This is a genomic window from Flavobacterium praedii, assembly GCF_026810365.1.
GTDB lineage: Bacteria > Bacteroidota > Bacteroidia > Flavobacteriales > Flavobacteriaceae > Flavobacterium > Flavobacterium praedii.
The window spans coordinates 1,370,262-1,384,685 of record NZ_CP113948.1 but is presented as its reverse complement, the minus strand read 5'-3'; the positions used below and the strand labels follow the sequence as shown (position 1 = coordinate 1,384,685).

16 protein-coding genes are annotated in these 14,424 nt (G+C 35.4%); 4 read left to right on the top strand and 12 right to left on the bottom strand.

What is annotated here, in order from left to right; all coding sequences use genetic code 11:
- Positions 1-5 precede the first annotated feature (5 nt).
- On the bottom strand, positions 6-1,127 hold the full coding sequence (locus tag OYT91_RS05880; RefSeq protein ID WP_281239887.1) for a hydrogenase small subunit: 1,122 nt from the start codon (positions 1,125-1,127) through the stop codon (positions 6-8).
- Positions 1,128-1,262: 135 nt separating this feature from the next.
- On the opposite strand from OYT91_RS05880, the gene OYT91_RS05875 reads away from it, so the two are divergent.
- Genes OYT91_RS05875 through hypE form a run of 4 tightly spaced genes read left to right on the top strand, consistent with a single transcriptional unit; the run spans position 1,263 to position 3,711 of the window.
- On the top strand, positions 1,263-1,607 hold the full coding sequence (locus OYT91_RS05875) for a hydrogenase maturation nickel metallochaperone HypA/HybF (RefSeq protein ID WP_281239886.1): 345 nt from the start codon (positions 1,263-1,265) through the stop codon (positions 1,605-1,607).
- Between the two features lie 5 nt (positions 1,608-1,612).
- Positions 1,613-2,449, top strand: a complete 837-nt coding sequence (gene hypB / locus OYT91_RS05870) for a hydrogenase nickel incorporation protein HypB (protein ID WP_489886108.1) — start codon at positions 1,613-1,615, stop codon at positions 2,447-2,449.
- A 4-nt stretch (positions 2,450-2,453) separates the two neighbouring features.
- On the top strand, positions 2,454-2,690 hold the full coding sequence (locus tag OYT91_RS05865) for a HypC/HybG/HupF family hydrogenase formation chaperone (protein WP_269222623.1): 237 nt from the start codon (positions 2,454-2,456) through the stop codon (positions 2,688-2,690).
- A gap of 10 nt (positions 2,691-2,700) precedes the next feature.
- Positions 2,701-3,711 carry a hydrogenase expression/formation protein HypE gene (gene hypE, locus OYT91_RS05860; protein WP_281239884.1) on the top strand — a complete coding sequence of 337 codons (1,011 nt, stop codon included), beginning with the start codon at positions 2,701-2,703 and terminating at the stop codon, positions 3,709-3,711.
- Positions 3,712-3,791: 80 nt separating this feature from the next.
- On the opposite strand, the gene OYT91_RS05855 is transcribed toward hypE, so the two are convergent.
- The 11 genes from OYT91_RS05855 to OYT91_RS05805 all read right to left on the bottom strand — a co-directional run bounded on the left by OYT91_RS05855 (position 3,792) and on the right by OYT91_RS05805 (position 14,330).
- A complete protein-coding gene (locus tag OYT91_RS05855) occupies positions 3,792-4,742 on the bottom strand; it encodes an NmrA/HSCARG family protein (RefSeq protein ID WP_281239883.1) in 951 nt (316 codons plus the stop codon).
- Between the two features lie 154 nt (positions 4,743-4,896).
- Positions 4,897-5,196: a PAAR domain-containing contractile injection system baseplate protein gene (locus tag OYT91_RS05850; RefSeq protein ID WP_281239882.1), complete on the bottom strand. Its 300-nt coding sequence runs from the start codon at positions 5,194-5,196 to the stop codon at positions 4,897-4,899.
- A 5-nt stretch (positions 5,197-5,201) separates the two neighbouring features.
- Complete coding sequence (gene vgrG / locus OYT91_RS05845) at positions 5,202-7,001, bottom strand: type VI secretion system tip protein VgrG (protein WP_281239881.1); 1,800 nt, start codon at positions 6,999-7,001, stop codon at positions 5,202-5,204.
- Between the two features lie 4 nt (positions 7,002-7,005).
- Positions 7,006-7,470: a phage tail protein gene (locus tag OYT91_RS05840; RefSeq protein WP_281239880.1), complete on the bottom strand. Its 465-nt coding sequence runs from the start codon at positions 7,468-7,470 to the stop codon at positions 7,006-7,008.
- The gene (locus tag OYT91_RS05835) at positions 7,463-7,927 is read right to left on the bottom strand and encodes a phage tail protein (RefSeq protein ID WP_281239879.1); all 465 of its coding nucleotides are present in this window, start codon (positions 7,925-7,927) and stop codon (positions 7,463-7,465) included. The genes OYT91_RS05840 and OYT91_RS05835 overlap by 8 nt, the downstream gene beginning before the upstream one ends.
- Positions 7,928-7,967: 40 nt before the next feature.
- A complete protein-coding gene (locus tag OYT91_RS05830) occupies positions 7,968-9,545 on the bottom strand; it encodes a contractile injection system sheath protein (protein WP_281239878.1) in 1,578 nt (525 codons plus the stop codon).
- Between the two features lie 165 nt (positions 9,546-9,710).
- A complete protein-coding gene (locus OYT91_RS05825; protein ID WP_281239877.1) occupies positions 9,711-10,175 on the bottom strand; it encodes an Mpo1 family 2-hydroxy fatty acid dioxygenase in 465 nt (154 codons plus the stop codon).
- A gap of 142 nt (positions 10,176-10,317) precedes the next feature.
- On the bottom strand, positions 10,318-10,824 hold the full coding sequence (locus tag OYT91_RS05820) for a GNAT family N-acetyltransferase (RefSeq protein ID WP_281239876.1): 507 nt from the start codon (positions 10,822-10,824) through the stop codon (positions 10,318-10,320).
- A 146-nt stretch (positions 10,825-10,970) separates the two neighbouring features.
- Positions 10,971-11,546 carry a DJ-1/PfpI family protein gene (locus OYT91_RS05815; protein WP_281239875.1) on the bottom strand — a complete coding sequence of 192 codons (576 nt, stop codon included), beginning with the start codon at positions 11,544-11,546 and terminating at the stop codon, positions 10,971-10,973.
- Positions 11,547-11,718: 172 nt separating this feature from the next.
- Positions 11,719-12,300 (bottom strand): hypothetical protein, encoded by a 582-nt coding sequence (locus tag OYT91_RS05810; protein WP_281239874.1) that lies wholly within the window; start codon positions 12,298-12,300, stop codon positions 11,719-11,721.
- A 170-nt stretch (positions 12,301-12,470) separates the two neighbouring features.
- Positions 12,471-14,330, bottom strand: a complete 1,860-nt coding sequence (locus tag OYT91_RS05805) for a peptidase U32 family protein (protein WP_281239873.1) — start codon at positions 14,328-14,330, stop codon at positions 12,471-12,473.
- Positions 14,331-14,424: the final 94 nt, after the last annotated feature.

Genomic DNA, 14,424 nt, shown 5'->3' with positions numbered 1-14,424 from the left:
GTTTGTTAATCTTCAATGTTTGATTCAACGTCTATTCCGTCTTTAATTCTTCTTTCTAATTCTTTCCTTTTTGCAATATTAGAAATGGTTCCATGTATCAAAGCGCCACCAACTACGGCACCCAAAGCTACTTTTCCAATTGTATCAGCATCGGCTTCAATTGCACCTCCCATAGCTAAATCTCTCGAATAGAAACTTCCTGCATCCCAGAATCCTTTGGCACTGCAACCAAGACATCCGTGACCGGATTGTATTGGATAACTAACGCCTCCGTTCCATTTGATGTTGCCACAGGCATTATAGGTAGTTGGTCCTTTGCAACCCACTTTGTATAAGCAATAGCCTTTTTTTGCATTCTCGTCATCGAAATTTTCTACAAATAAGCCGGCATCAAAATAAGGTCTTCTATAGCAGCTGTCATGTACTCTTTTGGAATAGAAAGCTTTTGGTCTTCCTGCGTCATCAAGTTCTGGAAGTCTGTCAAAAGTGACAACGTGTACAATAATACCAGCCATAACTTCACCAATTGGTGGACAACCAGGAACGTTGATTATCGGTTTATCTGTTATAATTTTATCAATGGATACAGCACCAGTAGGATTTGGTTTAGCAGCTTGAACGCAGCCAGATGTTGCACAACTTCCCCATGCAATAATTGCTTTTGCTCCAGCAGCAGCTTCTTTTAAAATTTCTACCGCACTTCTTCCACCAATACAACAATAATTACCGTCATCACCCAAAGGAATTGATCCTTCGACACAAAGGATATATTCTCCTTTATATTTCTCCATGGTTGCTTTTTTGGCAGCTTCTGCTTGATGTCCCGATGCGGCCATTAATGTTAAGGTATAGTCAAGAGAAATTTTATCTAAAATAATATCCGCCACGATAGGGTGGTCTGAGCGTATAAACGATTCGCTACAGCACGTACATTCCTGAAAGTGTTCCCATATTACAGGGAGTCTTGGTTTAGTCGATAAGGATTTTGCAATTTGTCCTAATGTAGAAGATTCTACTCCCATATAAGCACCAATGAAGGCCACAAATTTTAAAAAATCCCTTCGGTTGTATCCCTGTCTCTGAATACTTTCATAATAGGTTTCGTTTTTTTTAATTTCTTGACTCATAACATTTAATTTATTGTTAATAAATTGTAAATCAAACAAATATACAACGTTTTCGTATGTTGATTTATGATAATTATCATATTTTTGATGCTATATTTGTAGTTATTTTGTAGGTAATGCTAAAATATCATAATTATGCACGAATTGTCTATTGTGACATCCATTATAAAAACATCCGAAAAAGAAATTACAGATAAAAACGAAAGAGTTTTGGAAATTTTTTTAGAAATTGGTAAGCTTTCCGGGATAGAAATAGCTTCTTTAAATTTTATTTGGGAATTGGCAACAAAAGGAACGGTTTTGCAAGATTCAAAAGTCACCATTGCTCAACCCGAAGGAAAAGCCAAATGCTTGGATTGTGATTTTGAATATCATTTAGAAAAAATATATGATTCTTGTACCAAATGCAATAGTCCTTTTAAAAGTATTATTTCGGGAAAAGAATTTAAAATCAATAAATTAGTAATCTCAAATAGATAAAGGATATGTGTGTAACTTGTGGGTGTAATCCTGATAATAACCAGGTGAAAATTATAGACGTAAACAATAAAAAAGCACAAACTTCTCACGTTCATTCGCATGAGCATCATCATGGGCATGATCACGAACATACGCATGATCATGAACACACGCATGATCACGATCACGATCATGTACATCTTCATTATGAAACCAAAGAAATTGATTTAGAAAAAGAAATTTTACATAAAAATGATTTATTGGCGGAGCGAAACAGAGGCTATTTTGATGCTAAAAACATTTTTTCTATAAATTTGGTAAGTTCCCCAGGTTCTGGAAAGACCTCTCTTTTGGAAAGAACCATTGCTGATCTGAAAAAAGAAATAGTTTTCTCCGTAATTGAAGGTGATCAGCAAACTACCAATGATGCCGACAGAATCGCTGCACTTGAAGTTCCCGTAATACAAATCAATACAGGTAAAGGATGTCATTTGGATAGTGATATGATTTCAAAAGCCGTCAAAGAATTGGCTCCAGCGGATCATTCGATTTTGATGATTGAAAATGTTGGAAATCTAGTATGTCCATCTATGTTTGATTTGGGCGAAAATACTCGAGCTGTTATTATTTCGGTTACCGAAGGGGAAGACAAACCGATTAAATATCCAGATATGTTTTATGGTTCTCAAATATGCATCATTAACAAAATTGATTTACTTCCTTATTTGAAATTTGATATCGAAAAATTGAAAAATTATGCCAAACAGGTAAATCCTCATCTTACCTTTTTTGAAGTATCAGCTTATACAGGCGAAGGTATGGAAGGTTGGTATGATTTTTTAAAAAAATCCATAATAAACTAAAGATATGTGTCTAGCAATTCCTGGTAAATTAGAAAAAATAACACAAGAAATTGACGAAACTTTCAGAATAGGAAGTGTCTCGTTTGACGGTGTTGTGAAAGAAGTAAATTTGACATTGGTTCCCGAAGCCAAGATCGGAGATTATTTGTTAGTTCATGTTGGAGCTGCCATAGCAATCATAAATGAAGAAGAAGCCAAAATCACCATGGAAGTTCTGAAACAAATGGGCGAAGAAATTTAATTTTAGTACAATGCAAGAATCTCAGGAAAAAATCAATTTACATCACGGAAGCGGGGGAGAGCACACTACTAGATTGCTAAATGAAGTGATTTTTAAATATTTGGATAATCCAATATTAAATGTGCGACATGATGGTGCTTTCCTTGATATACAAGGCAAATTGGCTTTTACAACCGATAGTTATGTCGTGCATCCGATATTTTTTAAAGGAGGAAATATAGGCGAATTGGCGGTAAATGGTACCGTAAACGATTTGTCCATGTGTGGTGCAATACCAAAATACCTTTCCTTGGCATTTATTATTGAAGAAGGTTTTGGAATGGATGAATTTACAGCAATTATAAAGTCAATCAGAGAAACTGCCGACAAAGCAGGAGTCTCAATTGTTACTGGCGACACAAAAGTGGTTGAGAGAGGCAAAGGAGATAAAATCTACATCAATACTGCAGGGGTTGGAGTTTTGCATAAAAATGCAAATATTAGTATTAAAAGAATCCAAGCAGGGGATTCTATTATCATCAATATGCCGATAGCTTCTCATGGAATGGCGATTATGTCTGAAAGGGAAGGGCTGCAATTTGAAAGTGAAATCCTCAGTGATACCAATAATCTGAACAAGTTTGTAGAAACATTAATGGACAATTGTGGTAATGAAATCCATTTTCTTAGAGACGCCACACGTGGAGGATTGGCCTCTGTTTTACATGAAATTACCACCGAAAGCAAACTTGGAATGCTTTTGAAAGACGATGCTATTAGTGTTGATAAGCAAGTAAAAAGCGCTTGCGAAATTCTAGGATTAGACCCACTGTACGTTGCCAATGAAGGAGTATTTGTGTGTATTACAAGCAAAGAGTCTGAAACTGAAATTATACAAATTTTAGAAAGTATGGGCCAAAAACCATCCGTAATTGGAGTTGTTACCAACGATGAAAAAGCCAAAATCATTCTAGAGAGTTCTTTTGGAGGAAAAAGAGTGGTGAGTCCACTTATTGGGGAGCAGTTGCCTAGAATTTGCTGAGTTATTCAATCTAAGAAAGAAAAGATAAACGTGATTATGAAACGAACTGCCCCCAATTTTTGTTGGTCTGTTTTTAAAATTTAATCGATAGGAATTTTTGAAGTATTATTGGTAAGCCATGCATCAAAATTTTGAAGGTAAGGATTCAATTCTTTTGCGAAAACTTCATTTCTTGCAGCATTAAAATCATCATTAAAATCTCTTTTAAACTGAAACATATTTCCCAAATCATCAGCTCCTGGAAATCCAAAATTGCGATATACTTCGGGACTTACAGGATTAAAAAGGACATGTATATTCAATGCATTTGAGAGTTTTTCAGCCATTTCATATCCGCTTAATTTTTCTCCAGCAATACCGATTGTTTTTCCAATTAATTCATTTCCCTTTTTGAATATTCCATAAGCAGATTTACCAATATCTTCCGCAGCAATTCCCGCTAGCTTTTTGTCATCCATTGGGAAAGCAATATAGTAATTCCCGTCTTCACCTTTTTGAGGGCCCATACCAAAATGGATGAAATTATCCCAATAAAAAGAAGTTCTTAAAAAAGTAGTAGGCAAATCGGCCTCTCTAAAAAAATGATCGGCTTCTCCTTTTCCATCAAAGTGAGGAACTTTGTATTTTTCCTGTAAAGTAGGCATTCTGTCATCGTCTAATTTCATCCAGTTTCGAGTGTCTTCCAATGTTGACCAAATGATATGTTTAAGATGGGATTCTCTTGCCGCTTCAATAAAATTTCGCACTTCTTGTAGTTCTTTGTCTACCGAGAAATGTTCCCAGAAAAACGTAACAAAATAAGCACCATAAGCACCTTTTAGAGCATTTTTAATGCTTTGTATATCATCAATATTAGCTTCGACAACTTCAGCCCCTAATTCAATAAAAGATTTAGCTTTTTCAGTATTAGAATCTCTTGTCACCACTCTTACTGAAAATTCACTATTTGTATCGGCCAAAATAGCTATGGCCAATCCTCCACCTTGTGCTCCTGTGGCACCAAATACGGTGATTATTTTTTTAGTTTCCATTTTTATTAATTTGTTTTATTAAGAATATAAAATTAATGAAAATGTACTATATGTTAGATTATTAGTGAGTTATATTTTGTATATGTACGATTTATAAAGTACTAGTTTTGTAAAATGTATGAAACTAAGTTGCAATAAATGATGGTTAAATTTTTTATCCCCCAATGATAACGTTAAAAGCTCCCAATAGTATTGATCCGCCGTGTGCTGTTTGATCACCTATTCTTGCTGCTGGCATTCCGCCAATCATTACTGTTGTAGATCCTTTAATAATCGAATCTGGTGGACCAACACAAACTAGCATATCACCAACTCTTGCGGCAGGTAATCCAGCTATTAATACGGTTGGTTCTCCTGGGCCAACGATTGGACCACCGACATGCGGAATAGGAGGTAAGCCTGGAGTTACCATTGGGCATTCGTGAAAATCTGTAAGTCTTGCTGCTGCTGGCATATTGTCTAGTTTATCATTACCATTGCGCCTTTCAGCGTTAATTCCATTCCTCCTGATACTTCCGCCATTTGTTCACCATGAGCGGCGTATTGCATAGCTGCTGATTCTTTTATATTCAACCCTTTTGTTTCAACATCACCGCCATTGGATTCAATTTCAATCCCTTGAGTTCCTTTGATGGTTACTTTTTCCTGAGCTGAAATGTTTATGCTTTTTGGACTCGACATATCGATGCCGCTACTGGACATTACGATGCTATTTTGGTTTTGATCCTTGATAGTAATTTGTTTGTCTTTGTCACTAATATTTATGGTGTTTTTACTGGGTGTAGCCACTGTCCAAATTTTATTTTCATCATCAAATTCAATTGAAATTCCAGATTTGGAAACGATGGCTTTTATTGAATTTTTTTCATTGGGTTCTAATCCAGTAAAAGGTTTTATTTTCGAATTACTGTACAAGCTTCCCAAAATCACAGGAAAACGGGGATCTTCATTTAAAAAACCAAGAATTACTTCATCACCTACTTCAGGTAAAAAAAAGGCACCTGCTCCACTAGTGGAATAAAAATTGGAAAGTCTTGCCCAAATACCTGCTCCGTTAGTGTCAAAGAATAGAACATTTACCAGAATTCTATATTGAGAATCAGGATCGCCAAATAGTTGTTTAACTGTTCCGTTCAAAAGGCCTCGAGCTCCAGGCAAAAGGCCAGATGCTGGTGGTGCCATCACATCGGGTTCTTCTGTAAACCAATTTGGAGAAAGACCAAGATTTACTGTCGAAAGCCAATTGCCTTCTGATAGTTCATGAATCACGCCAGAGATGAGGTAATCACCATTAAAACGATCTCCAAGCCCATCAAAAGTCATACATTTTCCTGGGTCAATTAAACTCGTACCTTGAAATTTTGCTTCGCCTATTATTTTCGAATATTCACTTTTTACAATTTGTGCTTTGGACCAACTGTTTAAATCAGTGGTTTCTAATGGTGCTGAGGTTTGTAATTGATAGACAGAAAGGCCTATGACTTCGGAAAGTTTTTTTGTAGATAGATTGCCAGCTCCAGCTTCATTTGGAGTGGCTTGACCATTTAGTATTGCTTGATTTTTAAAATCCCAAGAATTAGAAGTTACATTTCCAAGTTGAGGAATGGAATTCAGTTTTGCATTAAATTCCATCAGGCCATCTCCATAAGAGACTTTCAAAACAGATGAGGTATTGCTGTCTGGTGCATTAACAGCAACTTTCCCGTTTATTGTTGTTACAATTAATCCATTTGCTTCGGCAAGAGCCAAAATATAGTCCCAATCGGTTACATAATATTGAACCTGTTCGGGCCATGTAGTTGTAGTGGTCGAAACTTCCGAAGTTAAGCCCGAATAACTTCCGATAATAGATGAAATAATATCACTGTCTTTTTTATTGTTATAGGTAATGCTTTTTCGACCCACAATCATTTTAACTGCAGGATCTCGACATTCAACTTCTAATGCTGAACCCACTATACTGTCAATGCGAATCGATTGGCTTGTAATTATTCCTTTAAAAATCAACTCATTTTTTGAATCATATCCTGCTTCAATACTAATTGTGGCACCAGGCAGAAATGTAGCTGATGAGCTAGCATCAAATGTTCCAGTATTGGGCTCACCATCCAGAATTACTATTTTGGCAATTGGGATTCGGTTTATATTTTTTTCAACATGAATTGAGTATATATTAAACAAATCTGGAATTATTTCTCCATTGACTTTGATAGAAAACGTGGCAATTGAACCACTTGATATTTCGCTTGTTGTACTCATTATTTTAGGTAAAAAGATTAGTAGTATTTGTAATTGTAGAAACATCAAAATAGGTATAGGCCAGTTCTAATGATTCTATAATAATGGCATTTTCCTGTGTGTTCAAGTCAGAAACATGATATTTTACAGGATAAGCGTTATGAAAAGTCCATTGCATAATTGTTTGATCGTTTGCATTGACTAAACTTAATGTCATTTTTTCGGGTTGAATCGGACTGGACAATCCTTGATTAATGCAACTTTCACACCAATTCACTAATAAGGAATCAGGTGGTACAATAGCTCTCCTGAGAACTAAATTTTCGCTACTGGAAACAGTTGGCAAGCGGTACTTAAACTGATTTTCACCACCACTAGAAACTTCTTCAATGCTGAATTCTTTTGAAATACCCGAAACTTTTTGGAAAGCAATATCTTGATCTTTAAAAGTAAGTTTAAAATAAAATTCTATTGGAGTATCATTATCCATTTGAAATAATTAATTGTTCATGTGCAATTTCTATGGTGTCAATGGCTACCTCATTTCCATCTGATTTTAAGTCGGTGCTGGTAATTTTAGTGGGCCACGCGTTGTTTAATGTCCATTGCATAGTTACATTTCCACTTTCATCCAACAATTTTATTACAATCGTTCTTCTTTTGATTGTATTCATTACAATTTGTTGATGCCAATCCCAAAAAGTATTGTCATTCACAAAGATGCCTCGCTTCATAGTAATATTTCCGTATTTGGTAATGCCCGGCATTTTTTCTACAGAAAATAAAGGACTATTAGTACTTCGATATTCTATTATTTGGTTTTCTACATCCATTCCAGATACTTCCTGAAAGGCTACTTTTGTAAGTTCTGTACCTAAGTCTACTTCAAACCTAAATTTTGGCATTGGCCATGTTGCGCCTTCTATGCTACCATCATCTGTTGCCATATTATTTATTTTTTCAAATTAAAATTCATTCGTTAGTTAATTAATTGGGGATTGCCATTTGTTGTTGGAATGTTAGGACAATGAATTCGGCTGGATGAACAACAGCAACTTTTATGGTAACAGTCATAAATCCGTTAAGGATATCCTCACCCGTCATAGTTGTTCCCAAACCACATTCCACTAAAAAGGCATCGGATGCACTGGCACCTTGTAGTCCGCCTTGTTTCCATACCTGTGTTAAAAAGTTTGATAACATTGATTTTACAGCTTCCCAAGTATTTTTGTCATTCGGTTGAAATACATAAGGCTGAGCAGCTAATTTGCAAGACTGCTCAAGAAAAATCATTGTTCTTCGTACAGGAATATACCTCCAGTCTTGACTATTTCCATCCAGAGTTCTTGCTCCCCAAACCAAAATACCAAGTCCATTGAATATTCGAATGGCATTTATGGATTTTCCTGAAACAGCATCTATATTTAAATTACCCTGTTGACTCTCTGAAATACAAATGGGCAATGACACAGCTCCAACGATAGAAGTGTTTGCGGGTGCTTCCCAAGGTCCTACCTGATTGTCAATTGTAGTGATTAAACCTGCCATTGCACCACTTGGAGGAAGAATATTGGCATCATTTAATACATGTTTTATTATCAAGGAATAGATTGGGCTCGCAATTATTAGAGCATTATTGTTTTGGGTAACCGTCAAACCACTCTCCGGATTTTGGATGTTTGCAATAATTGTGCTGATGCTTGGATTGGGATTACTCGTAGGATTAATGATGGCTTCTAATTGTTTTATGTCTCCACCAAATAAGTTGGTATAATCAATGTCCTGATTTTGCATGATGGTTGTTCCAATAAAAGGGTAGTAGACCATTCCATAATTCAGGCCAATAGTACCTGTATTCATTCTAAAATTTGAAATGTCTTCTGTGTATAAAATGGGATCGGGATTATTACCTCCAATGACATCAAAAATACACATTGTCGTTTGCATATTTGAAGATTGAAGAAGCATATTTTGCATGAGTGTTGCGTTGTTCTCAATGCTTAATAAGGTTGCTTCCGGGCAGATGTACATTGTAGGTTCGGACTCCTTTTGTAATAAAGCAAGTCCCGACAATAAGTCATTGAGTTGCACATTTGGATTTGCAATTGTTGTATATGGAGTCATTGCCTTTTTGGAAGGAGGACCATACGAACTAACAGAAACAATATAAGCATCACCACCGCCATTTTCATAAAAAAGCTTTACACTATTGTACAAATAATAAATAGTATTGGAATCTGGAACTATAGAATAATAAGAACCATTAATCAATATAGAATCTCCCTTTGTGGGTTGGCTATTTTGTTGTACTAAATAATATTCGGGACTGTATTGTTTAGCAGGACTAGCAGGAAGCGGAGGGTTTGGAAAACAAAAATAGGCCTGAAAGTCTGAAAAGGAAGTGATTCTTACTGGCACATTTTTGTAAGATTTACCTTTGTATACTGCTTGCGGTGTGTAACCAATAAATGCTGGAACAGCAGTAGCAACTGCTACAACTGAATTTGGAAAAGCATTTAATTCTTGTATATAAACACCTGGTTTTTCGATTTTGGATGATTTCATTGACATTTAAATTTTAATCATTATTGTTCTACAAAAACAAAAAACCAAGATTAGAGTTGCTTATAAATAGTGCAATCTAAAAATAAGTATTGCAAGTAGCTTTAAGTAAAAGTAGTTCTTTTTTTATTGTAAGAGTATAATGAATAAAATAATAATATCAATCCATTATTTTTTTGAAAATAAATTTTGTACCACCCAAGCAGGACCAATCATCAAGAATTGTATGTCTTTTAGGAATGATGGTTTTTTGCCTTCAATATTATGTCCATAAAATTGTCCAATCCAAGCGATAGCGAAAACTCCAATTGAGAAAGCCCAAAGTGGCACAAACTGTCCGATGTATTGATTTAGAATCAAGCAAAGAAAAGAGAAAATGATAATCTTGATAGCCATAGGAACAGACAATCTGAAGTAAAATATAGAAACAAATAGCAAAGCTACAAATCCCCAGTTTTCAATGATAGGTTGGTTTAAATGAAAAATAGAATTCAAAAATCCACTCGGAATACTCATCAATAAACCCAATACTGAAAAGAAAATAGCAGGAACACAAATATAGTGTATGGCCTTATTTTTTGGGTTTTGGTGGCTTACTGCGTATTCTTCAAACCATTGATCTAATGTTTTCATATGTATATATTTATTTTTTTAGTGGTCATATGTAATTCGCAGAAGAAGATTGATTTTTACAACCAATGTTCTGTTATGCTCATTTCATAAATAATATTTTTTTTTACTAATTTATAAATATATCTCAAACGTTATAGTAGTTTTAAAGTTTTTTTTCTAAAACAATGAATTCTAATGGTTGATTCGCAATAACTGCATCGGTATCATTAAGCGGAAATGGTTCTCTTACTCCCGTGTCCTCGTAACCATGGCGTTTGTACCATTCAATTAATTCTTTCCTGATGGAAATTACGGTCATTACAATTTTAGGCAAACCCATTGATGAAGCATGAACTTCGGCTTCTTTTAGTAATAATTTTCCAATACCGCTATTTTGCAATTCTGGTGAAACGGTTAGCATTCCCAAATAAAGTTTGGATTCTTTATTGACCAGTAAAACAGATCCGATGATTTGATTGTTTTTTGTGTATTTTAAAATGCTATTGCTTTTGTTTTGAATAACTTCTGATAATTCATCTAAAGTAATTCTTTTTCCAGATAAAAGGTTTGCTTCTGTGGTCCAACCTTGTTTTGAAGTTTCTCCACGGTAGGCAGAATTGATTAATTTTTCTAAAGAAAATACATCTTCTAGTGTTGCTGTTGTAATCATAAAATTAATTGTAATCTTGTATTGGTATAAAAAGGTAATGATTTTCAAAGGTAAAAAAAACTACAACAAAATTACTTCTTGTTGTAGTTATTGAATTGTTTTACTTAAATATAAACTTTAAAGTAATGCCTTATTTTGATGTGAAATTAAATTTCAATTTTGGTTCCCATAATTTTAAGAAATTCTCTTATAAAACTCGGATGAGCTGGCCAAGCAGGGGAGGTGACTAAGTTTCCATCAACAAATGCTCCATCAACAGGAATAGATTGGAATTCTCCACCAGCCAATGTTACTTCTGGACCTACTGCAGGATAAGCAGTTAATTTTCGTCCTTTGACAACGCCAGCTGCGGTTAAAATTTGAATACCGTGACAAATGGCAGCAACGGGTTTATTGGTGGTAAAAAAATGCTTTGTTATTTCAAGTACTTTTTCGTTCAATCTCAAATACTCGGGAGCTCTTCCTCCTGCAATAACTAGTCCATCGTATTCTTCCACTTTTACATCATCAAAACTATAATTTAGAGCAAAATTGTGACCTGGTTTTTCGGTATACGTTTGGTCGCCTTCAAAATCATGAATAGCTGTTTTTACAGTGTCTCCCTTTTTTTTATTGGGGCAAACAGTATGAACAGTATATCCTACCATTTCTAGCATTTGAAACGGAACCATAGTTTCATAATCTTCGGTGAAATCACCTGTTAAGAACAATACTTTTTTCATTTTATTTTAATTTTTAAATTAATACCAGTTTTTTATTATGACATCTTTGTCAAAGTTTTGAACTTTGACAAAGATTAAATAAGTTGAATCTGATTTTTATGTTTTTATAAAGTTATGAAAAAAGGGTGTACTAATTTGATTTTTAGTGCTCTAACTTTTTTAAATTATATTCTTATTGAGGAGGAGTTGTTGCTGCAGGAGTTACAGCAGGAACTTCACTTGTTGAAGGAGGGGAAACGATATAATTTGGAACCACTTGAGGTGTTGCAGGTTTAGCAGCGGCTACTGGAGAATTTAGTGGAGATCCAACAGGAATGTCACAACGGTGTCCTGGTTGCCCGTGTGGAGGATTCATACCTTTTGGAGTTGATATTGCTGATGGAATTGCTGTTACAGTTGGTTTAGAAGTTACTTGAGTTGTCGATGGATTTGTTGTAGCAACTGGAGAATTCAAGGGAGCTCCTACAGGAATATCGCAACGGTGACCTGGTTGACCGTGTGAAGGATTCATTCCTTTTGCAACAGCCACTGGAGCAGTCACGGTTTGTGTCTGAGTCGTTGTATTTTGAGCAGATGGGGCTGGGTATAGACTTTGACTTTGGTTTGGCTGTGGAGTTTTTAACGTTTGATTTTGCTGCTGATTGGCAACTTGATAAAAAGGAACAACTACTTTAGGAGCTTGGTTTTCAGCTTCATTTTTGCAGGAAATCAACACAAATGCTATAATGAATAGGGGAGTAAATAGATTTTTCATGTTTGGTTTTATTGGTTTGTTACAAATTTAGGATTTTAAATAATACCCCACTGAATTCAGTGTTCGTTATTTTTATGACGATTTATTCCAAAATTAAACATAAAAAAAACCACAAAATAAATAGCAATTTACTTTGTGGTTTTTGTATGTGAGTTTAAAGAATTGAGACCTTAATCTTCTTCAATTTCAAATTCGGCGTCTTTTTCCCAAATTTCCATTTCGCAAGGTTTGCAATTGAATTTCAGTTTGTATTCCAATTCGCCTTGTTTCAACACCAAAGGTTCTTTTAGTTTGGTTTCCATAGTGTCTTTGTGGTATTTTGGACATTTGGCCAACTCGTATTTGATGCAATATTTGGTTGTCATTACACGCGATTTCCCTGGATCCCATTGCAATTCAAAGGCTTTCTCGATTTCGGTTACCCCATGGCGCTCATAAAACTTGCGAGCCAATTTGTTGGAAACATTGTACATGAAATCCAATTTTTCTTCAGGGTAAGGGTGAGACGTTTTTTCGATTTTGCGTTCTTCGCGTTTGTAATTTTTCAAACGAGTTTCTGTTAGTTGCTCGTAAACCGTTCTGCGCATTTCATTGATTTTTGAAATGGGTAAAAACCAATTGTCTGAAAATTGAACTGTTATTTCATCGGCTGTATAAGGCGTAAAACCTGTTTTGGCCAACTGCGTTTTGATGTTTTCTTCGATGGATTGATTGTTTTTGGTTTGTTCTTTTGGATGAACCAATTGAACTGTGCTCGTATTGCCATCTTCATCTGTAGCAAGTAACTCAAAACCAGTTTCGTTTTCGAATAATAACAATGAAGTACTTATTTTTCGAACAGCACTATCCTCGCGTTCAACGATTTTTATAAAAGCAGCGTCATTGTTTCGGTAAATGAAAGTACCGTCTTTGATTTCTTTTAGAACATTTGGATAAGCCAAACCATTTTCTGCTTTATTGACATAGATTCCTTCAGCTTCGTTATTTTCATTGATGTAGCACAAACCATCACCATTGTTCAATAATTCTCCATTTTCAATTTCGTAAGCATTTCCAACAGTTCGGATTAATTTACCAATGTATTGTCCTTTGGATTTTGGACTTTCCCAAGAACCAATAGTATCATGACGCTCGTTAACAAAATAATCGGTATAACCGCGGTTAAAGGTACGGTTCAAAGCAGAGTCAAACGTAAAAGTACATTTTCCAGAAGAAGCTTTAGTGTATTTATCATTATCTTCCAAGAAAGCATCTAGTTTTTGTCTAAGGTACGAAACGTTGTTCTTTACATAAACGATATCTTTCAAACGACCTTCGATTTTAAACGAACAAACCCCCGCTTCTACTAAATTTGGAATTTCATTCGAAACGTCAAAATCTTTTATAGAAAGTAAGTGTGTACTTTTGATTAAAGTTTCTCCATGACCATCAATCAGGTTGTACGGTAAACGGCAGTTTTGAGCGCAAGAACCTCGATTGGCGCTACGTTCTCCATTAGCAACACTCATATAACAATTCCCGCTGAAAGAAACGCACAAAGCACCTGTCACGAAAAATTCCAGTTCGACATCAGTTGTAGTACTGATTTCTTTGATTTGGTGTAAGTTCAATTCACGAGCCAAAACCACACGTTTGATTCCGGCATCGGCCAAGAATTTCATTTTGTCGGCATCTCTGTTGTTGGCTTGTGTACTGGCGTGCAAGATGATAGGAGGCAAGTCCATTTCCATAATGGCCATATCCTGAATGATAAGCGCGTCAACACCAATGTCATATAATTTCCAAATTAGCTGACGACAGGTCTCCAATTCGTTATCGTAAAGAATGGTATTCAAAACCACAAAAACGGGAACATTGTATAAATGGGCATATTGCACCAAGGTAGCAACATCTTCAATAGAGTTGGTGGCATTGGAACGTGCTCCAAATTGCGGAGCACCAACATATACGGCGTCAGCACCACTGTTGATTGCAGCTATACCGTGAATTAAATCTTTTGCAGGCGCTAATATTTCTACTTTCTTCTTCATCAGTTGATGATCATTTTATAATTTCTAATGGACTCTTGGATTGTTTTTCACAAAAAGCGTGCAAAGTTCTTATAATTATTCCAAGATTTCTAGC